Genomic DNA, 22,510 nt, shown 5'->3' on the forward strand with positions numbered 1-22,510 from the left:
CGGCGGCGGATCACCGCTGTCGGTTCCCTCCGGCTCAGCCGTCTCCGGTGAGCTGGAACGTCCGCACCATCTCGTCGAAGATCGACTTGCTCTCGGCGAACTTGGTGTCCGTGGCGGTGAGGTAGAACGAGTACGCCTTGCCGTCCTGCGCCACGCCACGCCAGACGCCGTGCCGCATGGCGTCACCCTCGCCGCAGGTGTACTCGAATTCGGCGGCCGGCTTGCTGGCCAGCTCGGTTTCGGTGGAGGAGATCTGGCTGTACGGCTTGACGCAGGAGGTGCTCCTGGTCTTGAGACCGTTCTCGGCCGTCTCCGCCCACCGGGTGGAGCTGCTGGACCACTTCTCGGTGATGATGCGGACCTTGCGGCCGCTGTCCTCCGGGTCGATGTAGTCGGTGTACGAGCCGCCGGTGGCCTTCTTCCAGCCCTTCGGCACCATGACCTGGATCCCGCGGGCCGCGTGCTCCTGCATCTCGACTGCGGGAGCCGCCGGGGCGGACGGGGTGGGCTGCGCCTGCGGGGTGCTCGGCCCGGGGTCGTCGCCGCCGGACAGCGCCACCACGGTGAGGAGCAGCACCACGACCAGCCCGCCGGCTGCGGCGAGCTGCACCTTGCGTGGCCAGCCCTTGACCGTGCTGACGAGCTGACCACCGGTGGCGCGAACCTTGCCCAGAGCGCCGCCTCCCGAAGCAGCGGGCGCGGCGGCCCAGGGCTGGCCGGTGCCGGGCACCGACCACTGGTTGCCCCCGCCGTAGGTGCCGCCGATCCGCTGGGTGGCCTCCGGTGCGCCGCCGTAGCCGACCTGCTGGGTGGCATCGGCAGGACTGCCGTAGCTGACCCGCTGGGTCGCATCCGGGTGCCCGCCGGCGTCCACCCGCTGGGTGGCGTCCGCGTTGCCGCCGTAGGTGCGCCCGGCGGCCGGTCGGCCGGGTGCGGGCATCGCGCCGGTGGGTGTGTGCAGAGGGCCGGCCAACGCGTCGGCGCTGGTCTCGTCGAGCCCGGTGGCGCCGGCCGTGCCAGCCGGCTGCGGGCGTTCGCCTCGGCGCAGCGCGGCCAGCCGGTCGGTCAGGGACTCACCCGGGCCGATCATCGCCGGGCCACCGATCTGGCTGTCCGGCTTCGGCTCGGGCTGGGCCGGCGGGAGGACGGGCACCGGGCGTTGCTGCACCGGCACCACGGCGTACGGGTCGGTGATCGAGTGCACAGCCGTCGCGGTGCTGCCGAGCGGGCCGGCGAGCAGCTCGCGCAGCATGGCCCGGGAGGTGTGCACGTCCAGCCGGCGGGCCGGGTCCTTCTCCAGCAGACCCATCAGCACGCGGGTCAGCGGGCCGCTGCGCTGCGGCGGGGCGGGCGGGTCCTCGACCACGGCGTGCATGGTCTCGATCGGGTCGCCCTTGTCGAACGGAGGCCGCCCCTCGACCGCGGTGTAGAGCGTCACACCCAGCGAGAAGAGGTCGCTCGGCGGGCCGAACTCCTGACCCATGGCCCGCTCGGGCGAGATGAAGTGCGGCGAGCCGAGCACCATGCCGGGGGTGGTGAGCTGCACGTCGGTGGGCATCCGGGCGACCCCGAAGTCGGTCAGCACGCAGCGCCCGTCGGTGCAGATCAGCACGTTGGCGGGCTTGACGTCGCGGTGCAGCACGCCGATCGCGTGCGCGACCTCCAACGCGCCGAGCAGCGCGATGCCGATCTTGGCGACGGCGCGGGGCGCGACCGGCCCGTCCTCGATCACCATGTCGGCGAGGCTGCGGGCGTCCAGCAGCTCCATCACGATCCACGGCCGGCCAGCCTCGGTGACCACGTCGTACACCTGCACCACGGCGGGATGCTGGATGGCGGCGGCGGCGCGGGCCTCGCGCAGGGTGCGTTCGTACATCGCGTCACGGTCGCTGGGGGCCAGCCCCGGAGGTAGGACGACCTCCTTCACCGCCACATCGCGGCGCAGCAGTGTGTCTGTGGCGCGCCACACCGTGCCCATGCCGCCGTTGCCCACCGAGGACCGCAGCGAGTACCGGCCACCAATGGTGGTGCCGGGCGCTGCTCGTCCGTTGGCGGGACTAACTGGTCCGCCGCTCCACGTCGGGATCTGAGTCACAGAAAAGCCACCGGGGGAAATCGAGGGGGGCTGGGACACAACCCCCCTATCTTGCTGGTTCCGACGCCCGATGCGAAAGCCGACGCGACGGACGTTTATCGAAGTCGACAGAACGTGCCCTGTCGTTCACCTCTTGTCGACGGGTCGGGACGCACTGTGCGGTATCCCTCACCCGACGACGTGGCCAGGCGTCTTACCATCCGGGGATGAACGAACGGCGGTCAAGCGAGTCCGGTTTCCCGATCAACGGCGTCTACACGGCGGACGACCTTCCGGAGGATCTGGACTCCCGGCTGGGCGGCCCAGGCGAGTTCCCGTACGCCCGAGGGGTCTACCCCACGATGTACACCTCCCGCCCGTGGACCATGCGCCAGTACGCCGGCTTCGGCACCGCCGCCGAGTCCAACGCGCGGTACCACCAGTTGTTGCGGGCCGGCACGATGGGCCTCTCGGTCGCCTTCGACCTGCCGACCCAGATGGGCTACGACTCCGACGAGCCGATCGCGCACGGTGAGGTCGGCAAGGTGGGCGTCGCCATCGACTCCATCGACGACATGCGGCTGCTCTTCGCCGACATCCCGCTGGACAAGGTCTCCACCTCGATGACCATCAACGCGCCCGGCTCGGTGCTGCTGCTGCTCTACCAGCTCGTCGCCGAGGAGAACGGGGTGCCCGGCGCGGCGCTCAACGGCACGATCCAGAACGACATCCTCAAGGAGTACATCGCCCGGGGGACGTACATCTTCCCCCCGAAGCCGTCGCTGCGCCTGGTGGCCGACACGTTCGCGTACTGCCGCAAGGAGGTGCCGAAGTGGAACACGATCTCCATCTCCGGCTACCACATGGCCGAGGCCGGCGCGACGCCCACGCAGGAGATCGCGTTCACCCTGGCCAACGGCGTGGAGTACGTGCGGGCGGCGCTGGCCGCCGGGCTCGCCGTGGATGACTTCGCGCCCCGGCTGTCGTTCTTCTTTGTGGCCCGCACCACGCTGCTGGAGGAGGTGGCGAAGTTCCGCGCCGCCCGGCGGATCTGGGCCCGGCTGATGCGCGACGAATTCGGCGCCAAGGATCCGAAGTCGATGATGCTGCGTTTCCACACCCAGACCGCGGGCGTGCAGCTCACCGCCCAGCAGCCGGAGGTGAACCTGGTCCGGGTGGCCGTACAGGGGTTGGGCGCGGTCCTCGGCGGCACCCAGTCGCTGCACACCAACAGCTTCGACGAGGCGATCGCGCTGCCCACCGAGAAGGCGGCCCGGCTTGCGCTGCGGACGCAGCAGGTGCTGGCGTACGAGACGGACCTGACCGCCACAGTCGACCCGTTCGCCGGCTCCTACGTGGTGGAGGCGATGACCGCCGAGATCGAGGCCGCCGCCGTCGAGTTGATGGAGCGGGTGGCCGACCACGGCTCGGCGGTGGACGCCATCGAGGCCGGGTTCCAGAAGCGGGAGATCGAGCAGTCCGCGTACCGGATCGCCCAGGAGATCGACTCGGGTGAGCGGGTGGTGGTCGGGCTCAACCGTTTCACCGTGGACGAGGAGGAGCCGTACGAGCCGCTGCGGGTCGACCCGACGATCGAGGCGGCCCAGGCCGACCGGCTGGCGCGGCTGCGCTCCGAGCGGGACGCCGACGCGGTGGCGCGGGCACTCGCCGACCTGCGGGCGGCCGCCGACGGCACGGACAACGTGCTGTACCCGATGAAGGAGGCGCTGCGTGCCCGGGCCACCGTGGGTGAGGTCTGCGGGACGCTGCGCGAGGTGTGGGGTCTGTACCGGCCCACCGATCGCTTCTGAGTCACCGGCACCGGGCCGTGCTTCTCCAGGGCTCCCGGTCACCGATATGAGCGTGATGACGCTGAGGCATAAATATGCCTCAGCGTCATAAGGCTTCTCGGGGCAGGCAGGCAGGCAGGCAGGCAGGCGCTCGCGTGGCGCTGGCGCGGGGACGCGGTGTGTCCCCGGGGCAGAGCGGGTAACCCGGCGTTGTACGCGGACGCACACCGTGTGCGCTCGTGGTGGGGGCGTACATGTGAGCGTCGTTATCCGGCTCGTTGCGGAGTGCGGTCGGCTAATTGTCGGAGTGTCAGTTCATCACCCCGACTAATGCGACAATTCGCAACAAGGGCCCGCTAGTGGCGCCGGGATTCGTGACCGCCGCAATCGGTTACGCGTTGTAGGAGGTGAGGGGCGGATGACGGCCTTCGACCGCGATCTACCTGCTGTCCCACACATCTCCGAGCGCCCCCAGCAGGGCATACGTGACGCTTCGCGGTCTGATCATTACCGTAACGAGGTTGCGCAGCGTCACCGCCGGAGGTCTAGGCTGTCTGCTGTCCCCGATGATCCATCCATCTCTAGTAATCGAGAATTCGACGTGACGAGTGCGTTGACGCTGCCCCCAGATGGCCAGCTGGCGTCGTCCTGGCTGGAGACGCCACCCGGGTCCCAGCCCCTGCCCCGCGATCTGGACCACCTCCTCGCGCTCCGGGTACCGGGGCTGATCGCCACGCGCCGTCACCTCCACTCGCACCCTGAGCTCTCGGGCAACGAGTTCGAGACGGCCGCACTGATCGCCCGGGAGCTTTCGCTGGCCGGGCTGAACCCGCGCCTGCTGCCCAAGGGCAATGGTGTGATCTGTGACGTCAACGGCAGGCCGGACGGCCCGGTGGTCGCGCTGCGCGCCGACATCGACGCCCTGCCGCTCGACGACCCCAAGGACGTGCCCTACCGGTCAACCGTGGAGGGCGTCTGCCACGCCTGCGGGCACGACGTGCACACCTCGATCCTGCTCGGCGTCGGCATGCTGCTGGCCCAGCTCGCCGACCTCGGTGAGCTGGATGGGCGGGTCCGGCTCATCTTCCAGCCGGCCGAGGAGATCCTGCCCTGCGGGTCGCTCGAGGTCATCGAGGCAGGCGGCCTGGACGACGTGGTGCAGATCTTCGCGCTGCACTGCGACCCGAACCTGCCGGTGGGCCAGGTCGGCCTGCGGGTCGGCCCGATCACGGCGGCCGCCGACAACGTCACCGTCCGGCTCTCCGGCCCGGGCGGGCACACCGCCCGTCCGCACCTGACCGTCGACCTGGTCGACGCGCTCGGCCGGCTGATCACCGAGGTGCCCGCCCTGGTCAGCCGCCGGGTGCCGGCCAACAGCGGCCTGCTGCTGGTCTTCGGCCACGCTTCGGCCGGCACCCGCTACAACGTCATCCCCTCCGAGGCGAGCGCCTCGGGCACCCTGCGGGTGATGGACCGCGACACCTGGGAGAAAGCTCCCAAGATCGTCGCTCAGGTGGTCCGGGATGTGATCGCCCCGACCGGCGCCACCGTCGACCTGGAATATCTGCGCGGCCGACCGCCGGTGTGCAACGACTCCCGGGCCATCCAGGTGCTGACCGCCGCCACCGCTGCCGCGCTCGGCCCGGAAGGGATCGCCGAGACACCGCAGAGCATGGGCGGTGAGGACTTCTCCTGGTACCTGGAGTACGTCCCCGGCGCCCTCGCCCGGCTCGGCGTGGGTCGCTCCGGCCCCAACGTCGACCTGCACCGCGCAAGCTTCGACGTCGACGAGCGGGCCATCCCGGCCGGCGTACGCGTCATGGTGCAGACCGCGCTGCGGGCACTGGCGTCGGTGCGCTGACCGGGGCGACCAGGGCCGGGGTCTTGCGCCGCCGGCGCAGCACCAGCAGCAGCACCGCCACCGGTACGCCGAACGCCACCAGCCACGGCAGCAGCGCCCCCAGCACCGTGAGCAGGACGGTCAACGAGGCGACGAACGCCTTCCAGCTGCCCTTCAGTCCGGCCATGAACCCGGTCTCGGTCGTGTCGTCGGAGGCGATCTTCGCCGCCGGCCCGGCCAGCGACACGGTGATCGTGGAGAGGGCGGTCAGGTCGGCCAGCCGCCGCTTCTTGGCCTCCAGCGATGCCAGATCAGCCTCGCGGCGACCCAGCTCGTTCTCCAACGACACGAGGTCGGCGATCGAGGTGGCACGGGACAGTAGCCGCCGGGCACTCTCCACCCTGGCCCGCTGACTGACGATGCGCGCGTCGAGGTCGACGATCTCCTCTGTGGCGTCCTGGGTGTTGATCTCCCGGCTCTGCTGCCGGCCGAGCTTCGCGACCTCGTCCACCACGCCGGTGAACTTCGCCGCCGGCACCCGCAGCTGCAACTCCGCCACCGCGTCGGCCTCGGCACTGCGCCGCTGGTCACCGCCGATGAAGCCACCGGCCCGGGTGACCAGGGCGGTCACCTCGCGGGCGGCGGCGTCCACATCGTCCACCTGCACCCGCATCGATCCGGTGTAGATGATCGCCCGCTGGTCGATCCGCAGGTCCGGTGCTGCGGCTTTGCCCTCCTGCGGTGCCCCGGCTCCGGCCGCCTCGGGTGCTCCCACCGCAGTGTCCCTGTCCGCACCGCCGCCGTTCGCCGCAGGGGCGTCGGCCGCCGACCCCGCAGAGTCCCTCGACCCACTGTCGCCGGCCCCGCACCCCGTCAAGACCAGCGCGGCCACCAATGCTGTCGCCGCCAGCAGTGTGCCGCGGCGTCGTACCGCCCGTTCGTCCATCCCCGCTCCCATCGTCGTCATCCGGTGTGGCGATAGCTCGGACGCGGCGCGCGCGTCGGCTGGTTCCGGCAGACTGCGCTGAGGACGTCACGATTCGATAATCGAGGAGTCACGATGCGGCTCACCAAGTACGCGCACTCCTGCCTCCGGGTGGAACACGACGGGGGAGTGCTCGTCGTCGACCCCGGGGTGTTCAGCGACCCGGCGGTGGCCTTGGACGGTGCGGACGCGGTGCTGATCACCCACGAACACCCCGACCACCTGGACCTGGCGGCGGTGCGCCTGCAGCTCGACCGGCAGCCGTTCCCGATCCACGGGCCGGCCTCGCTCGCCGGTGTCCTGGGCGACGTGGCCGAGGTGTTGCGCCCGGTCACCGTCGGTGAGTCGTTCACCGCCGCCGGGGTCGCCGTCCGCGCGTACGGGGGGCGACACGCGGTGATCCACCCGGACATTCCGGTGGTGGACAACCTCGGCTACCTGATCAACGACGTGGTCTACCACCCCGGGGACGCCCTGGTGGTGCCCGACGAGACACCCGTCGACACGCTCTTCGCGCCGATCCACGCCCCCTGGTCGAAGTTCTCCGAGGTCGTCGACTTCATTCGGGCGGTCGCACCGCGGCGCGCGTACGCCCTGCACGACGCCCTGCTCAACGACAACGGGTTGGGTGTGCTCGACCGGCAGTACACCGCGTTGTCCGGCACCGAATACCAGCGACTGGAGCCCGGTAGCCGGGTGGACGTCTGAAACCATGCCCGGCCCCTCAGCGGAGCTGGTGCAGCAGCTCTACCGCACCCCACCGGACCGGTTCGTGGCCGCCCGGGACGCCGCCGTGGCCGAGGCTCGCCGTGGCGGCGACCCGACCACCGCCCGGCAGCTGGCCCGGCTGCGTCGCCCGACGGTGGCCGCCTGGCTGGTGAACCTGCTCGCCATCCGCCGTCCTGAGCTGGTCGCCGACCTGGTCCAGCTCGCCGATGCGTTGCGGGCCGCCCAGCGGGAGCTGCGTGGCCCCCGGCTGCGGGAGCTGTCCGCGCAGCGCCGGGCGGTGGTCGCCGCCCTGGTCGCCGAGGTCCGCAAGCTCGCCGCGGCGGAGCCGGACGCGCCGCCGGCCGGTCGGCTGCCACTGGCCGAGGTGGAGGCGACCCTGAACGCGGCGTTCTCCGACGTCGAGGTCGCCGAGCAGGTCCGGGCGGGCCGCCTGCTCCGGGCGACCAGCTACGCCGGCTTCGGCGAGGTGCCCCGGCCACAGCTGCGGCTGGTCACCGGCAATGACGAGGAGCCGGAGGAGGAACGTCCGACCGGCCGACCCGGTGCCCAGCGAGGGCGTCCCGAGGCGGCGCCCCGCACGGACCGGGCGGCGGAACGCGCCGAGCAGGCCGAGCGGACCGCGCAACGAGCGGCCCGCGCCGAGCGGGCCCGGCAGCGCCGCGCGTTGGAGCGGGAGCTGACCAAGGCCCAGGCTGGCCAGGAGCGCGCTGAGGCCGAGCTGACCGAGGCGACCGGGCAGGAGCGGGACGGTGTCGCCGTACTCGACGGGATCGAGACTGAGCTGGCCGAGCTGGAGCGGCGGCGGGCGGTCGCCGAGCAGGATCTCAGTCGGGCCAAGCTCGCTCGGCGTGCCGCCGAGCGTGCGGTCACCGTGGCTCGGCGGCGCGCGGGTGAGGTCGAGGCGGCGGTCGAGGCGCTGGCGGCCGAAGAGGGGGATGCGGACATGGGTGGTGGCGCGGCAGACTGACCATCGATGGACGACGTCGAGTGTGCGGGCCGTCCACGGCGGGTGACCCCGGATCGGGGCGTCGTCGTGGTCGACGGGTCGGGTTGCCCGCGGGTGGCGCTCGAATGACGCCGGAGCAGGTCGCCGCCGCCAGCAAGCCCGTCGTGCTCGACCTGGGCGACGCGTTCAGCCGGGACCCGACCACGTTGCGCCGGGCCCGGCTGCTCGGCATCTCCGGCTGGGCCTTCTACATCAGTGGCCGGGCCGGCGCGCTCGGCGATGTGCGGGCCGAAACAGCCGCCGCCGCCCTCGGTTTCATAGCCCCGGACGCGGTCGCCGACGGTTGGGACGCCGCAACCCGGATCGTCCCGCCGTTCGAGGTGGCCGCCGCGAGCCTCGCCGAGTGCTGCCGATGGGGATCGCAGCGGCTCGGCGCCCTGCCCACCACCGAGCGACTGGCGGCGCTCGTCGAGCGGGCGGTGGCGGCGGCGGACGCCAGCGGGATGCCGCTCTTCGCCGCGTGGCGTGCCATGCCGCTGCCGGATCTCTCCCCGGGGGCCCGGAGCGCCGCCGGGCTGCGGCTGCTCCGCGAACACTTCACCGGCGCCTACCTGTTGGCGGTACGCGCCGCCGGGATGACCCCGCTGGAGGCCGTGCTGTCCGGGCCGGAGGGGGAGGCCGGGGCGGTGGCCTGCGGCTGGCCACCGCCGTACCCGCCGATCGGGCCGCTGGTGCGGCGGCGGCTCTGGGCGGAGGCGGTGACCAACCGTCTGGCCGCGCCGGCGTTCACGGCCCTCGGCCCCGCCGACGGCGCCGAGCTGGTGGAGTTGCTGCACCGCACCCGGGCCGACCTCGCCTGAGCGCCCCGGCCGTCGAAAATGGGCGGCGCCTGCGGCGGCCGGCTGCCAGGATCTTCTGCCGTGACTCTTCCCGCTGGTTGGACAACGCGCAGGCCCACCCTCGACGACGTGCCGGCGATCCTCGCGGTGGTGCACGCCGCCGACACCTTCGCCATCGGCCATCCCGACTTCGACGCCGAGGACGTCGCGACGTCGCTGACCGCCCCCTACTTCGACCCGACCCGGGACTCCTGGCTGGCGGTCGACCCGGATGGCAGCGTGGTCGGCTGGGCGACGATGGACAACCCGACCGGGGTGGGCCGGGATTTCGTGGAGGTCTACGTCGACCCGGAACGCGCCGCCACCGTCCGGGCGCCGCTGTTGGCCCGACAACTGGACCGGGTCGCCGAGCGCGCCGCCGAGCGAGGGCTGCCGGCGCTCACCGTCCGCTGCGCGGTCTTCGCGCCAGAACGCGACTGGGACCGCGCCCTGCGCGCCGTCGGGTTCACCCTGGCCAAGCGGTACGTCCGGATGAGCCGCCCGCTGGCCGACCTGCCCGACGAGCCCGCTGGGCCGCCCGGTGTGACGGTGCGGCCGGTCCGCCCGGACGACGAGGCCGACCTGCGGGAGTTCCACCGGATCTACGAGACCGCCTTCGGTGACACCCCGGACCACGAGCCGCTGTCGTACGAGCGGTGGCGGGCCCGCATCGGCGACCTGACCGCCTGGGACGAGTGGTTCGTCGCCGAGGTGGACGGGGTGCCCGCAGGCGCGTTGCAGTCCTCGGATCAGGCGCTCGACCAGCAGGAGGGCTTCGTGAAGAACCTGGCGGTGCTGTCCGCGTACCGCCGACGGGGTGTGGGTGCGGCGCTGCTGCGCCGCGCCTTCGCCCGCTACGCCGAGAAGGGGCGGCTCTCGGCCGGCCTGGGCGTCGACCTCACCAACCCGACCGCCCCGCTGTCGCTCTACCGGTCTGTGGGCCTGCGGGAGACCCGGTGGACCGACATGTACGAACTTTCCGTCCCGGCCGCCGGTGTGTGATTGACGACCCCGGCCGGGCCCGACCGCCGGTCCGGTCGACGGCGGTAGCAGACTGCAGACGTGCGATACGCGCTGCTACGCCGACGCGGTGCCGGTGGGGCGGGCCCGCAGCTCGGTGACGTAGTCGTCCGGAGCGCCCGCCTTCTCGGCGGCGGTCGCGATCTCCGAGAGGTACCACGAGGTCGGCAGGCCACCCTCGTACCCGTTGAAGACGTAGATCCACGCGGTCACGTCGCCGTCGAGGGTGGAGACCCGGACGTGCAGCTTGCGGTACGTCCCGGCGGTCACGCCCTCGAGCTCGTCGAGCTGGTCCGCGTCGTACGGGTGGATGTCGTAGAGCGCCACGAAGACCCGGTCACCGGGAGACTCGACCAGGGTGCTCACCGCGCCCTCCCAGCCGATCACGTCCGCCCCGGCGAAGGTCAGCCGCCAGCCCTCCAGCCAGCCGGTGCCCACCATCGGCGAATGCGGACAGTAGGCGCGCATCCGGGCAGGGTCGAGATTTGAGCCGTAGGCGGCGTGATGACGCACGGCGATGACGATAGCCCGACCGACGGGTGGGGGAGAATACGACAGTGCGTGTCGAATGCGCTCAGGAGAAGAAAGTCACTGTGAGCATGAATGAAGGGCGAACGCTGTGAGCCAAATCGTGATCATCGGTGGAGGGCCGGCCGGGTACGAGGCGGCCCTGGTCGCCGCCCAGCTGGACGCCGATGTCACCGTGGTGGAGGCCGACGGGGCGGGCGGGGCCTGCGTGCTCTCCGACTGCGTGCCGTCGAAGACCTTCATCGCCAGCTCGCAGGTGGTCACCGGCTACCGGGACACCGAGGAGTTCGGGGTGCACTCGGACGGCCTGGAGGCGGTCACCGTCGACGCGCGGGCGGTGCACGAGCGGGTCAAGCGGCTGGCGCTGGCGCAGTCCGCCGACATCCACGCCAAGCTGCTCAAGGCCGGGGTCACCTTCGTGGCCGGCACCGCCCGCCTCGGTGAGGACGCCCTCGGGCACACCCACCGGGTGGTCGTCACCCCCGCCGACGGCAGCGAGGAATACTCGATCGCCGCGTCCAGCGTGCTGGTGGCCACCGGCTCGACGCCCCGGCAGTTGCCGACCGCCGTGCCGGACGGTGAGCGCATCCTGACCTGGCGCCAGGTGTACGACCTGCCCGAGCTGCCCGAGCATCTGATCGTGGTCGGCTCCGGTGTGACCGGCGCGGAGTTCGCCAGCGCGTACCTGGCGATGGGTGTGAAGGTCACCCTGGTCTCCAGTCGGGACCGGGTGATGCCGCACGAGGACGCCGACGCGGCGTCCGCCATCGAGCGGGTGTTCCGCAACCGGGGCATGGAGATCCTCAACAACTCCCGGGCCGACACGGTTCTGCGTACCGCCGATGGCGTCGAGGTGGAGCTGTCCGACGGCCGCAAGGTCACCGGCTCGCACGCGCTGATCGCGGTCGGGTCGATCCCGAACACGGCCAACCTGGGCCTCACCGAGTACGGCGTGGCGCTGGGCCGGGGCGGCTACGTGACCGTCGACCGGGTCTCCCGGACCAACGTGCCCGGCATCTACGCCGCCGGTGACTGCACCGGCGTGCTGCTGCTGGCCAGTGTCGCCGCCATGCAGGGTCGGATCGCGATGTGGCACGCCCTCGGCGAGGCGGTCCGCCCGCTGCGGTTGCGGACCGTCGCGGCGAACGTCTTCACCGACCCGGAGCTGGCCACCGTGGGTGTCTCACAGGACGAGGTGGACGCCGGCAAGGTGCCGGCCCGGCAGGTGATGCTGCCGCTGTCCGGCAACGCCCGGGCCAAGATGGACGACCTCTCCGACGGTTTCGTGAAGCTGTTCTGCCGGCCCGCCAGTGGTCAGGTGATCGGCGGTGTGGTGGTCGCCCCGAAGGCCAGCGAGCTGATCCTGCCCATCACCATGGCGGTGGAGAACAACCTGACCGTCAACGAGCTGGCGCAGACCATCACCATCTACCCGAGCCTCTCCGGCTCGATCACCGAGGCGGCCCGCCAGCTCATGCTCCACGAGTTGGAGTAACTGGCCCCGGGTTTGGGCTATCGCGACGGTGGCGAGGACGGCGACCTCGGTGAGGATGAGGAGCCGTTCGGCCAGGCCGAGCAGCAGGCGGTCGCCGGGGTAGGCGGACCAGACCATCGCCGCGGCCAGGGCCAGACTGAGCAGAACGAGGGTCCGGAGCGTCCGGGCGGCGGGGGCCAGGTCGGGTCGGCGGGCGAGCAACCAGCCGCCGACCGGGAGCGCCAGGAAGGCGACCACTGAGGCGTACCGGTGCAGGTAGGCGGCAGTGGTCATGGCGGTGCCCGGCTCGTTGGTCGGCACCACCGCGGCCAGCAGCAGCCCGGCCACCCACGCGCCGAGCAGCAGCTCAGCCGTCCGACCGGACCGTGGTCGGGGTGGGCCGGTGCGGCGCAGCCCGTACAGCAGCGCCACGGTGGCGAGCGCGAGCACCACCATGGCGATGTCGATGACGCCACCCCGGTCGGAGACCGCGAAGTCGCTGATGGTCAGCGCCCACGGGTTGAGGTCGTCGTTGACTTCCAAGTGGCCGATCACGGTGAGCAGCGCCGCCAGGGCGATCCCGCCGAGGGCCAAAAGACCGGTGCTCCGGGTTCCAGGCATGCCTCAGCCTGTCGCCGCAGGGACCCGAGGCGGATCCGGAACGGCCACCCAATTCGTCCCCCGGGACCACCCCTAGAGGCAGCGCCGCCCCACGCCCCAAACCTCTCCGCGATCTTGCACTTGCGGTCGCCGTTCTGCGTGCCTTGCCGCCTTTTGCCGGGACACCAAGTGCAAGATCGCGGCTGGGTCGGCCTCAGTCGATGGGGACATCGGCGGCGGCGCGGGCATGGCGGGCGCTGACCAGGGTCATGGCCCATCCGGCCGCGGCGAAGCCGGCCGCAGCGGCGGTGGCGATGATGGCCAGCCGCCACGCCGACTCGGTCAGCGCGGTGCCGCCCAGGTGCCCGACCAGCGCGCCGTAGGTGGCCCACCCCAGCGCGGCGATCGTCTCGTAGAGCAGGAACAGCCGGTAGGGGTAGCGGCTGCGGCCGGCGGAGAAGCAGGCCGCCATTCGGCCGCCGGGCACGAACCGGCAGAGCAGGATGACCAGTGGCCCGGGTTGTCGGAGCCCTCGGGTAACCCGGTTGGCCACCCGCCGGGCCCGGCTCGGTTCGGCGTGCCGGGGTAGCCGGCGGTCTGGTGCGCTCCGCCCGAGCAGGTAGCAGGCCAGGTCACCGGCGAACACGCCGAGTGCGCCGACGGCGATGGTGACCGGCAGGCTGAGCCCACCGTAGACGGTGAGCGCACCGCTGGTGATCATGACGATCTGGGTGGGGATCACCGGGACGAACGCGTCGGCGATCAGCAGGATGAGCAGCACCAGGTACGCCCACGTCGGCGATGCGACGTCAGTCAGTAGTTCGGGCACGCCTGCCACCTCGCCGGATGCGGCCGATTGGGTGTCTTGAGCCTGACGGCGTGTCCGGCGTCACCGTGGACAGCCCCGGCCCGTCGTGACCGTCGACACGGCCAGGCCACGCAGGTGCAACGAGGCGAACCGCTTCCGGGTGACGGTTCGGCCGTCGCCCCAGACGCCCCGTCACGGTCGGCGGAACGGCGTTCGTCGGCGTACCGTTGTCGGCGCGGCCCAGCCCGTCGGGTCCCCCGTTCCTGATGATTCGGGCCGCCCCGGGCCGCCGGCGGGTCCCGCGCCGGCGGCCCGCCCCCTCCTCCAGCACGTCAAATCCGGGTGCGTCCGTGACCGCCCGACGGGTAGCGTCGCCGCATGCGCAGCGCGGTAGTGATGACCACGACGCCGGGTGTCCCCGGCGTGCCGCTCTGACGTAACCACCGTCGACCAGGCCCCGGGGCGATCCGCCCCCGAGGGCCGCGCGGCGTTCGGAGTCCAGGTCGCCTCCGGGTCGTACCCGATCCAGGAGCGCGACATGATCGACCACCGCAGGCTCGGCCGTGAGCTGGACCTTTTCGTCTCTGACCCGCTGGCGGGCGCCGGCCTGCCCATCTGGCTGCCGGCCGGTGCCGCCGCCCGGCACGCCGTCGAGGAGTACGTCCGAGAGTTGGAGCGTCGCTCCGGCCACCAGCACGTCTACTCGCCACCGCTGGGAAAGCGCGAGCTGTTCGAACTCTCCGGGCACCTCGGCTACTTCGCCGACGACATGTTCCCGCCGATGCGGCTGAGCGCCGACGACGAGTTCGTGCTCCGGCCGGCGCTCTGCCCGCATCACGCGCTGGTCTTCCGAGCCCGGGGCCGCTCCTACCGGGAGTTGCCGCTGCGGATCGCTGAGCTGGGCGGAATGTACCGCTCGGAGCGCTCCGGGGTGCTCGGCGGGCTGTCCCGGGTCCGCGCCATCTCGCTCAACGACGCGCACACCTTCTGCGCCCCCGACCAGGTCGGCGAGGAGGTCGTGGAGATCCTCGGGCTGATCCGCGCCGCGCACGCCGCGCTCGGCGTCCGCCCGGCCGGGTTCCGGCTGTCGCTGCGCGGGCCGGGCGAGAAGTACGTCGGCGACGACGCCCAGTGGGCCCGCGCCGAGGAGTTGCTCCGGGGAGCGCTCGCCGGCGTGGAGTACGTCGAGGCGCCGGGGGAGGCCGCGTTCTACGGCCCGAAGATCGACATTCAGATCGTTGACGCGGCCGGCCGGGAGTCGACCATCTCCACCATCCAACTGGACTTCGACAAGCCGGAGCGGTTCGACCTGTCGTACACCGACTCCGACGGCAGTCGACGTCGGCCGGTCATGGTGCACCGCAGCCTGGTCGGCAGCATGGAGCGGCTGTTCGCGTACCTCATCGAAGTGCACGAGGGCGCCTTCCCGGCCTGGTACGCGCCCGTCCAGCTGGTGTTGCTGCCGCTGGGCGACGGGCAGGCCGGCGCGGCGGCCGACCTGGCCCGGCGGGCCGTCGACGCCGGGCTGCGGGTCGAGGTCGACGTCGCCGGCTCGCTGGGCGCCCGGGTACGGGACGCGGCCCGCCGCCGCGTCCCGTACCTCGGGGTGCTCGGCGCCCGAGAAGCAGCCGACGGAGGAGTCTCCCTGCGCCTCCGAGATGGCCGCACCCTGCCCCAAATGCCCGCGACCGCCGCGCTCACCCTGATAAGCAAGCAGGTCACCGCCCGAGCGTCCGCCCTGCTCCCCCGGGCCTGACCCACCCGTCGATCTAGGGCGAATCGCTGTGAGTGGATCTCCATTCACGACGATCTGCCCTAGATCGACGCGGGCGCGGGCGCGGGGGCGGCGGGGGCGGGGGGAGCGGGGGCGGCGGGGGTGGGTTCCTCGTCGACCGCGGCGCCGGTGAACTGGGAACGGTAGAGCCTGTGGTAGGCGCCTTGGGCGGTTAGGAGCTGGTTGTGGGTGCCTTGTTCTACTATGCGACCGTTCTCCATCATCAGGATCAGGTCGGCGTCGCGGATGGTGGAGAGCCGGTGCGCGATGACGAAGCTGGTCCGGTCCGAGCGCAGCGCGGCCATCGCCCGTTGGAGCAGCACCTCGGTGCGGGTGTCCACCGAGCTGGTCGCCTCGTCCAGGATCAGCAGCGACGGCTCGGCGAGGAACGCCCGGGCGATCGTGATGAGCTGCTTCTCGCCGGCGCTGACGTTGCTGCCCTCCTCGTCGATGACCGTGTCGTAGCCGTCGGGCAGGCTGTGGACGAACCGGTCCACGAAGGTGGCCCGAGCCGCGGCGAGGATCTCCTCCTCGGTCGCGTCCGGCCGCCCGTAGGCGATGTTGTCCCGGATGGTGCCGCCGAAGAGCCAGGTGTCCTGGAGCACCATGCCGATCCGGCCGCGTAGGTCGTCGCGACGCATGGTCGTGATGTCGACCCCGTCCAGGGTGATCCGGCCGGCGTCCAGCTCGTAGAACCGCATGACCAGGTTGACCAGTGTGGTTTTGCCGGCGCCGGTCGGGCCGACGATGGCCACCGTGTGCCCCGGCTCCGCGACCAGCGACAGGTCGTCGATCAGCGGCTTGTCCGCCTCGTAGCGGAACGAGACATGCTCGAACTCGACCCGACCGTGCGGGTCGACGACCCGAGCTGGCTCGACCGGGTCGGCGCTCTGCTCGTCGGCGTCGAGCACCGCGAAGACCCGCTCGGCCGAGGCCACTCCGGACTGGAGCAGGTTGGCCATCGAGGCGAGTTGGGTGAGCGGCTGGGTGAACTGCCGCGAGTACTGGATGAACGCCTGCACGTCGCCGAGGCTCATCGTCCCGGAGGCGACCCGCAGCCCGCCGACCACGGCGATGGCCACGTAGCTCAGGTTTCCGATGAACATCATCGACGGCATGATGATCCCGGAGATGAACTGCGCCCCGAAGCTGGCCCGGAACAGCTCCTCGTTCTTGGCGGTGAAGGCAGCTTCCACCTCACGCTGCCGGCCGAAGACCTTCACCAGCTCATGACCGGTGTACGCCTCCTCGATCTGGCCGTTCAACTCGCCGGTGTGCGTCCACTGGGCGATGAACTGCTTCTGCGAGCGCTTGGCGATGCGCTGGGTGACCAGCACCGACAGCGGCACCGCGACCAGGGCCACCAGGGCCAGCAGCGGCGAGATCCAGAACATCACACCCAGCACGCCGACGACGGTCAGCAGCGAGGTGAGCAGCTGACTGAGGGTCTGCTGGAGGCTGGTCGAGATGTTGTCGATGTCGTTGGTGACCCGGCTGAGCAGCTCACCGCGGGGCTGCCGGTCGAAGTAGGGCAGCGGCAGCCGGTTGAGCTTCTCCTCCACCTCGGCGCGCAGCCGCAGCACGGTGCGCTGGACCACCCCGTTGAGCAGCCAGCCCTGCCACCAGGACAGCACACTCGCCGCCAGGTACAGTCCGAGCGCCAACAGCAGCACCCGGCTCAGGGCGCTGAAGTCGATGCCTACCCCGGGCACCACGTCCATCCGGGCCAGCATGTCGGCGAAGCTGTTGTTTCCGCTGGCTCGGGCCGCGGCAACGGACTGCTCGGCCGTGGTGCCGGCGGGCAGTTGCCGGCCGATCACCCCAGTGAAGATCAGGTCGGTGGCGTGGCCGAGGATCTTCGGCCCGGCCACGCTGAACCCGACGCTCACCACGGCCAACGTGATGATCGCGGCCAGGTGCAGTCGGTGTGAGCGCAGCCGGCCGAGCAACCGTCGGGCCGACGGCCCGAAGTTCATCGACCGCTCGGCGGGCATCCCGGCGCCCGCCCACGGCGGCCCGCCGCCCGGGCGGCCCGGAGGCAGCCGCTTCGGCGTCGGCGCCTCGCCGCCGGGCTGCTGCGCGTCGCCTCCCGGCGTCCGCGCATCGCCTCCCGGCTTTTGACTGGGTACGGCCGCAGTGCGCGGCTCGTCGGGCTCGCTCATGCCGGCACCTCCGCCGTCTGCTGTGAGGCCACGATCTCGGCGTACGTCGGGCAGGTCTCCAACAACTCCGTGTGTCGTCCCACTCCGACGACCCCTCCATCCTCAAGAACGATGATCTGGTCGGCGTCGATGATCGTGGAGACCCGCTGGGCCACGATCACCAGCGCGGACTGCGCGGTGACCGGCCGCAAAGCCGCCCGCAGTCGCGCGTCGGTGCCCAGGTCGAGCGCGGAGAACGAGTCGTCGAAGAGGTAGATCTCCGGCTGCCGGACCAGGGCTCGGGCGATGGCCAGTCGCTGCCGCTGCCCACCGGAGACGGTGGTGCCGCCCTGCGCGATCGGCGCGTCCAGCCCGCCGGGCATCTGGGCCACGAAGTCCCGGGCCTGGGCGATCTCCAGCGCCGCCCACAGCTCCTCGTCGGTGGCGTCCGGGTTGCCGTAGCGCAGGTTGCTGGCGACCGTGCCGGTGAACAGGTACGGCCGCTGCGGCACCAGGCCGATGCGCCGCCACAGTTCGTCTGGCGCCAACTCCCGCACGTCCACCCCGTCGACCAGCACCGCGCCAGCGGTGACGTCGACCAGGCGGGGAATCAGCGACAGCAGTGTCGTCTTGCCGGCCCCGGTGCTGCCGATGATCGCCGTGGTGGTGCCCGGGGTCGCCCGGAAGGAGATGTCCCGCAGCACCGGCTCGACCGCGCCCGGGTACTGGAAGCGCACCCCGCGCAGCTCCAACTCGGCCCGGGTGGGCAGTTCGGTGACCGGCTCGGCGGCGGGGACCACTGAGGAGTCGGTGTCCAGCACCTCGACGATCCGCTCGGCGCAGACCGCCGCCCGGGGCACCATCATCAGCATGAAGGTGGCCATCATCACCGCCATCAGGATCTGCATCAGGTACTGCAGGAAGGCGGTGAGCGCGCCGACCTGGATCGCGTTGGCGTCCACCCGCTGCGCGCCGAACCAGAGCACCGCCACGCTGGAGACGTTCAGCACCAGCATGACCACCGGGAAGATCAGTGCCATCAGCCGGCCGGTACGCAGCGCGGTGGCGGTCAGGTCGGCGTTGGCGACGCCGAACCGATCGGTCTCGTACGGCTCGCGGACGAAGGCGCGGACCACCCGGATGCCGGTGATCTGCTCGCGCAGCACCCGGTTGACCGTGTCGATCCGGGTCTGCATCAGCCGGAAGCCCGGCACCATCCGACGGATGATCGCGCCGAGTGTGATGGCCAGCACCGGCACGCTGACCAGCATCAGCCAGGAGAGCCCCACATCCTCGCGGAGCGCCATCACCACGCCGCCCACGCTCATGATCGGCGCGGCGACCAGCATGGTGCAGCTCATCAGGACGAGCATCTGCACCTGCTGCACGTCATTGGTGTTGCGGGTGATCAGCGACGGCGCTCCGAACCGGGCCACCTCGCGGGCGGAGAAGCGGTTGACGTGCCCGAACAGCGTGGCCCGGACGTCGCGGCCGAAGCCCATCGCGATCCGCGCGCCCAGGTAGACGGCGGCGATCGAGCAGACGATCTGGATCAGGCTGACCAGCAGCATCCACCCGCCGGTCTGCACGATGTAGTCGGTGTCGCCCCGCGCCACGCCCTGATCGATGATGTCGGCGTTGAGGCTGGGCAGGTAGAGCGAGGCCATGGTGCCCACGAACTGGAGCAGCACCACCGCCAGCAGCGGTCGTTGGTAGGTGCGCAGTTGGTTGCGCAACAGTCGGATCAGCACGCCGGATCCTTCGGTTCGTTAGGGCGTCCGGTCATCCGCGGGTCGTCCCCGCTGCCGATGACCTCGAGCAGGAACTCCCGGATCACTTGGGCCTTCGCCGGGTCGGCGTCGATCGAGGTGAGGGGGCGTCCGGAGTGCATCAGTGCGCCGAGCGCGGCCGCCCGTTCCCGCCCGGCGGGGGTGAGGGCGAGCCGCACGCTGCGTCGGTCGCTGTCGTCGCGCTGCCGCTCCACCAGCCCTTCGCGGGCCAGTGTGTCCACGATGCCGGTCAGGGTCGCCGGGCGGACGAAGCCCTTCTCGGCGACCTCCCGGTGGGGCAGCTCGCCGTGTCGGGCGAGCGTCATCAGGGTGACCATGCCGGCCTGGGTGAGGCCGTGCTCCTCGGCGAGGTAGCGGTTCCACCGCTGCCCGACGAGGTGCCCGGCCACCACCAGCAGCCGAGCGAGCGGCACATCCTTGAGGGTGACGAGTTCCACGAAAGGCAGGTTAGCCCCCTGATAGTCAGGGGCCAAACGAAATTGCCGCAGCAGTGGCCACGAACACGATCTGCAGGACGATGCGCTGGCCGAGCGGGGTGACCGGTTGCCCGGCCATGGTCAGTCGCCGACGCGCGGCCGAGACGTTGGCCGGGAACATCGCCAGCATGAGCAGGCCGAGCCCGCCTGCGGCCACACGGGCGGTCGCCGGCACCAGCAGCCCGACCGCGCCGACCAACTCCAGCACGCCGGTGACGGTGACCAGCAGGCCCGGCTGGGGCAGGCCGGGCGGGACCATCGCGATCAGGTCGGCGCGGCGCTGGCCGGCGAAGTGGGCCACGGCGGTCAGCGCGAACATCAGGGCCAGTCCGACCCGTAGTGCGGGTTGCCAGCCGTCCAACGCGTCGATACCGGCGAAGCCGGTCAACCGGGCCAGTGCGGTGCCGACCAGCAGGGTGATCAGGGGTGCCATTTGAAATCCTCCTCGTGAACTTGTCAGTGGCAAGATTGCCTCGACGGGTGTCATCTTGTCAATGGCAAGATAGGATTCGGGCATGACCGGAACGCGCGCCGCCTACCACCACGGCGACCTGCGCCGTGCCCTGCTCGCCGCCGCGCTGGAAGCGATCGAGGAGGTGGGGCCGGCCGCGCTGAGCCTGCGCGATCTGGCCCGTCGGGCCGGCGTCTCGCACGCCGCGCCCGCCCACCATTTCGGCGACAAGGCCGGCCTGCTCACCGCGCTGGCCGCCCAGGGCTTCGACCTGTTGGCGCAGACGCTGACCGCGGCGGGCGACGACCTGTTGGGCGCCGGTGTCGCGTACGTCGACTTCGCCGTCCGGCGCCGCGCGCACTTCGAGGTGATGTTCCGGCCAGAGCTCTACCGTGCCGACGACCCCGAGCTGCTCGCCGCGCAAGGGAAGGCCCGGGCCGCGCTGCGGGCCGGGGTGGCCGCACTGCCCACCCGTGGCGCGCCCGCCGATGCCGACCGGGACGCGCTCGCCGCCTGGTCGATCGCGCACGGCTTCGCGACCCTCTGGCTCGCGGGCGCACTGCCCGACCGGGTCGGCGACAACCCCCGCGAGGCAGCCCGCGCCGTGCTGCGCCGGCTGTCGGGCTGACAGCCCCCTCAGCCGCGTCGATCATGGAGTTATGGTGGGCGTTTCGCCCAACCATGCCCCTTTCGTGGGGCACCACAACTCCATGATCGACGCGGCGGCAGGGGGCGGCGGCAGGGGGCGGCGGGGGTTACCAGCTGGTGGGTAGGGGCATTCCTTCGGTGAAGCCGGCGGCGCTCTGCACGCCGACGATCGCCCGCTCGTGGAACTGCGTCAGGTCCCGAGCGCCGGCGTACGTGAAGGCGCTGCGTACCCCGGCGATGATCTCGTCGATTAGATCCTCGACGCCGGGACGGGTCGGGTCCAGGTGCATCCGCGCCGAGGAGATGCCCTCCTCGAACACCGCCTTGCGGGCCCGGTCGTACGGGCTGTCGTCGGCGGTACGGGCGCTGACCGCCCGAGCCGATGCCATCCCGAAGCTCTCCTTGTACCGCCGGCCGTCCGCGTCGGTGTACAGGTCACCGGGGGACTCGTAGGTGCCGGCGAACCAGGATCCGATCATCACGTTCGACGCACCGGCAGCGAGCGCGAGAGCCACGTCCCGTGGGTGCCGCACCCCGCCGTCGGCCCACACGTGCCGGCCCAGTTGCCGGGCAGCGGTCGCGCAGTCGAGTACGGCGGAAAACTGCGGACGACCCACGCCGGTCATCATCCGGGTGGTGCACATCGCGCCCGGCCCGACTCCGACCTTGATGATGTCCGCGCCCGCCTCGACCAGGTCGCGAACCCCCTCGGCGGTGACCACGTTGCCGGCCGCCACCGGCACCCCCGGGTCCAGCTTGCGGACCGCCTGAAGCGCGGAAATCATGCGCGCCTGGTGGCCGTGCGCGGTGTCCACGACCAGCGTGTCCACCCCGGCCTCCAGCAGCGCCGCGGCCTTGCCGGTCACGTCACCGTTGATCCCGACGGCCGCCGCGATCCGAAGCCGGCCCCGGTCGTCCACGGCTGGCGTGTAGAGGGTGGCCCGCAGCGCGCCCTGGCGGGTCAGCACCCCGATCAGCCGACCATCGGCGTCAACCACCGGAGCAAGTCGGCGGCGGCCCGCGGAGAGCAGATCGAAGCCGGTACGCGGGTCCGCGTCCGCCGGAACGGTGTGCAGCTCGGTGGACATCACGTGTCGTAGCTGGGCGAACCGGTCCACGCCCGTGGTGTCCGCCTCGGTGACCACGCCCATCGGCCGGCCGTCCTCGTCGACGACGATCACCGCACCGTGCGAGCGCTTGGGCAGCAGGTGGATGGCGTCGCCCACGGTCTCGGTCGGGCCCAGGGTGATCGGCGTGTCGTAGACCAGGTGCCGCTGCTTGACCCAGGCGACGACGTTCGCCACCACCTCGATCGGGATGTCCTGCGGGATCACCGTGATCGCACCCCGGCGGGCCACCGTCTCGGCCATCCGCCGGCCGGCGACCGCCGTCATGTTCGACACCACCAGCGGGATGGTGGTGCCGGTGCCGTCGCCGGTGGACAGGTCGACGTCGAGCCGGGAACCCAGGTCGGAACGGGCCGGCGCCATGAAGACGTCGGTATAGGTCAGGTCGTGCGCGGGGACCGCGCCGTGAAGGAACCGCACCCGGCCATCAT

18 protein-coding genes and 1 pseudogene are annotated in these 22,510 nt (G+C 71.6%); 9 read left to right on the forward strand and 10 right to left on the reverse strand.

Annotation, left to right across the window (positions count from 1 at the left end):
- Nucleotides 1-34 precede the first annotated feature (34 nt).
- Entirely contained in the window at nucleotides 35-2,095 is a 2,061-nt protein-coding gene (locus ABZS37_RS28640) for a serine/threonine-protein kinase (protein ID WP_355174018.1), read from the reverse strand.
- Nucleotides 2,096-2,301: 206 nt separating this feature from the next.
- Between ABZS37_RS28640 and ABZS37_RS28645 the strand changes: the two genes are divergently transcribed.
- Both ABZS37_RS28645 and ABZS37_RS28650 read left to right on the forward strand, forming a co-directional pair.
- The gene (locus ABZS37_RS28645) at nucleotides 2,302-3,885 is read left to right on the forward strand and encodes a methylmalonyl-CoA mutase family protein (RefSeq protein ID WP_355174020.1); all 1,584 of its coding nucleotides are present in this window, start codon (nucleotides 2,302-2,304) and stop codon (nucleotides 3,883-3,885) included.
- Between the two features lie 580 nt (nucleotides 3,886-4,465).
- Nucleotides 4,466-5,725: an amidohydrolase gene (locus tag ABZS37_RS28650; RefSeq protein WP_355174022.1), complete on the forward strand. Its 1,260-nt coding sequence runs from the start codon at nucleotides 4,466-4,468 to the stop codon at nucleotides 5,723-5,725.
- Here the strand turns inward: ABZS37_RS28650 and ABZS37_RS28655 are convergent.
- Entirely contained in the window at nucleotides 5,682-6,671 is a 990-nt protein-coding gene (locus ABZS37_RS28655; RefSeq protein ID WP_355174024.1) for a DUF4349 domain-containing protein, read from the reverse strand. The genes ABZS37_RS28650 and ABZS37_RS28655 overlap by 44 nt on opposite strands.
- Before the next feature lie 93 nt (nucleotides 6,672-6,764).
- Between ABZS37_RS28655 and ABZS37_RS28660 the strand changes: the two genes are divergently transcribed.
- From ABZS37_RS28660 to ABZS37_RS28675, 4 genes are all read left to right on the forward strand, one after another.
- Nucleotides 6,765-7,397: an MBL fold metallo-hydrolase gene (locus ABZS37_RS28660; RefSeq protein ID WP_355174026.1), complete on the forward strand. Its 633-nt coding sequence runs from the start codon at nucleotides 6,765-6,767 to the stop codon at nucleotides 7,395-7,397.
- A gap of 4 nt (nucleotides 7,398-7,401) precedes the next feature.
- A complete protein-coding gene (locus tag ABZS37_RS28665; RefSeq protein WP_355174028.1) occupies nucleotides 7,402-8,385 on the forward strand; it encodes a hypothetical protein in 984 nt (327 codons plus the stop codon).
- 104 nt (nucleotides 8,386-8,489) lie between these two features.
- Nucleotides 8,490-9,224 carry a hypothetical protein gene (locus tag ABZS37_RS28670; protein WP_355174030.1) on the forward strand — a complete coding sequence of 245 codons (735 nt, stop codon included), beginning with the start codon at nucleotides 8,490-8,492 and terminating at the stop codon, nucleotides 9,222-9,224.
- Nucleotides 9,225-9,284: 60 nt separating this feature from the next.
- The gene (locus ABZS37_RS28675; protein ID WP_355174032.1) at nucleotides 9,285-10,244 is read left to right on the forward strand and encodes a GNAT family N-acetyltransferase; all 960 of its coding nucleotides are present in this window, start codon (nucleotides 9,285-9,287) and stop codon (nucleotides 10,242-10,244) included.
- Between the two features lie 75 nt (nucleotides 10,245-10,319).
- Here the strand turns inward: ABZS37_RS28675 and ABZS37_RS28680 are convergent, their stop codons facing one another.
- Nucleotides 10,320-10,775 (reverse strand): gamma-glutamylcyclotransferase, encoded by a 456-nt coding sequence (locus ABZS37_RS28680; RefSeq protein WP_355174034.1) that lies wholly within the window; start codon nucleotides 10,773-10,775, stop codon nucleotides 10,320-10,322.
- A 106-nt stretch (nucleotides 10,776-10,881) separates the two neighbouring features.
- Here ABZS37_RS28680 and ABZS37_RS28685 point away from each other — a divergent pair, with 106 nt between their 5' ends.
- Entirely contained in the window at nucleotides 10,882-12,285 is a 1,404-nt protein-coding gene (locus ABZS37_RS28685; RefSeq protein WP_355174036.1) for an NAD(P)H-quinone dehydrogenase, read from the forward strand.
- Nucleotides 12,286-12,315: 30 nt separating this feature from the next.
- Here ABZS37_RS28685 and ABZS37_RS28690 read toward each other — a convergent pair.
- Nucleotides 12,316-12,885: pseudogene (locus tag ABZS37_RS28690) on the reverse strand (DUF998 domain-containing protein); the annotation flags it as partial.
- A 193-nt stretch (nucleotides 12,886-13,078) separates the two neighbouring features.
- Complete coding sequence (locus ABZS37_RS28695; RefSeq protein ID WP_355174038.1) at nucleotides 13,079-13,693, reverse strand: DedA family protein; 615 nt, start codon at nucleotides 13,691-13,693, stop codon at nucleotides 13,079-13,081.
- Nucleotides 13,694-14,210: 517 nt separating this feature from the next.
- Between ABZS37_RS28695 and thrS the strand changes: the two genes are divergently transcribed.
- Nucleotides 14,211-15,428, forward strand: coding sequence for a threonine--tRNA ligase (gene thrS, locus ABZS37_RS28700; RefSeq protein ID WP_355174040.1), 1,218 nt, complete (start codon nucleotides 14,211-14,213; stop codon nucleotides 15,426-15,428).
- 59 nt (nucleotides 15,429-15,487) lie between these two features.
- Here thrS and ABZS37_RS28705 read toward each other — a convergent pair whose 3' ends face one another.
- The 4 genes from ABZS37_RS28705 to ABZS37_RS28720 form a co-directional block, all read right to left on the reverse strand.
- Nucleotides 15,488-17,440: an ABC transporter ATP-binding protein gene (locus tag ABZS37_RS28705; RefSeq protein ID WP_355174088.1), complete on the reverse strand. Its 1,953-nt coding sequence runs from the start codon at nucleotides 17,438-17,440 to the stop codon at nucleotides 15,488-15,490.
- Nucleotides 17,441-17,604: 164 nt separating this feature from the next.
- Nucleotides 17,605-19,338, reverse strand: a complete 1,734-nt coding sequence (locus tag ABZS37_RS28710; protein WP_355174042.1) for an ABC transporter ATP-binding protein — start codon at nucleotides 19,336-19,338, stop codon at nucleotides 17,605-17,607.
- Nucleotides 19,332-19,814, reverse strand: coding sequence for a MarR family transcriptional regulator (locus ABZS37_RS28715; RefSeq protein WP_355174044.1), 483 nt, complete (start codon nucleotides 19,812-19,814; stop codon nucleotides 19,332-19,334). Before ABZS37_RS28715 ends, ABZS37_RS28710 begins: the two co-directional genes overlap by 7 nt.
- Before the next feature lie 25 nt (nucleotides 19,815-19,839).
- Nucleotides 19,840-20,286, reverse strand: coding sequence for a DoxX family membrane protein (locus ABZS37_RS28720; RefSeq protein ID WP_355174046.1), 447 nt, complete (start codon nucleotides 20,284-20,286; stop codon nucleotides 19,840-19,842).
- Nucleotides 20,287-20,368: 82 nt separating this feature from the next.
- Here ABZS37_RS28720 and ABZS37_RS28725 point away from each other — a divergent pair, with 82 nt between their 5' ends.
- The gene (locus ABZS37_RS28725) at nucleotides 20,369-20,932 is read left to right on the forward strand and encodes a TetR/AcrR family transcriptional regulator (RefSeq protein ID WP_355174048.1); all 564 of its coding nucleotides are present in this window, start codon (nucleotides 20,369-20,371) and stop codon (nucleotides 20,930-20,932) included.
- 127 nt (nucleotides 20,933-21,059) lie between these two features.
- On the opposite strand, the gene ABZS37_RS28730 is transcribed toward ABZS37_RS28725, so the two are convergent.
- Complete coding sequence (locus ABZS37_RS28730) at nucleotides 21,060-22,499, reverse strand: GuaB1 family IMP dehydrogenase-related protein (RefSeq protein WP_354995440.1); 1,440 nt, start codon at nucleotides 22,497-22,499, stop codon at nucleotides 21,060-21,062.
- Nucleotides 22,500-22,510: the final 11 nt, after the last annotated feature.

It is taken from the genome of Micromonospora sp. NPDC005413 (genome assembly GCF_040606435.1).
In the GTDB taxonomy this organism is placed as follows: Bacteria; Actinomycetota; Actinomycetes; order Mycobacteriales; family Micromonosporaceae; genus Micromonospora.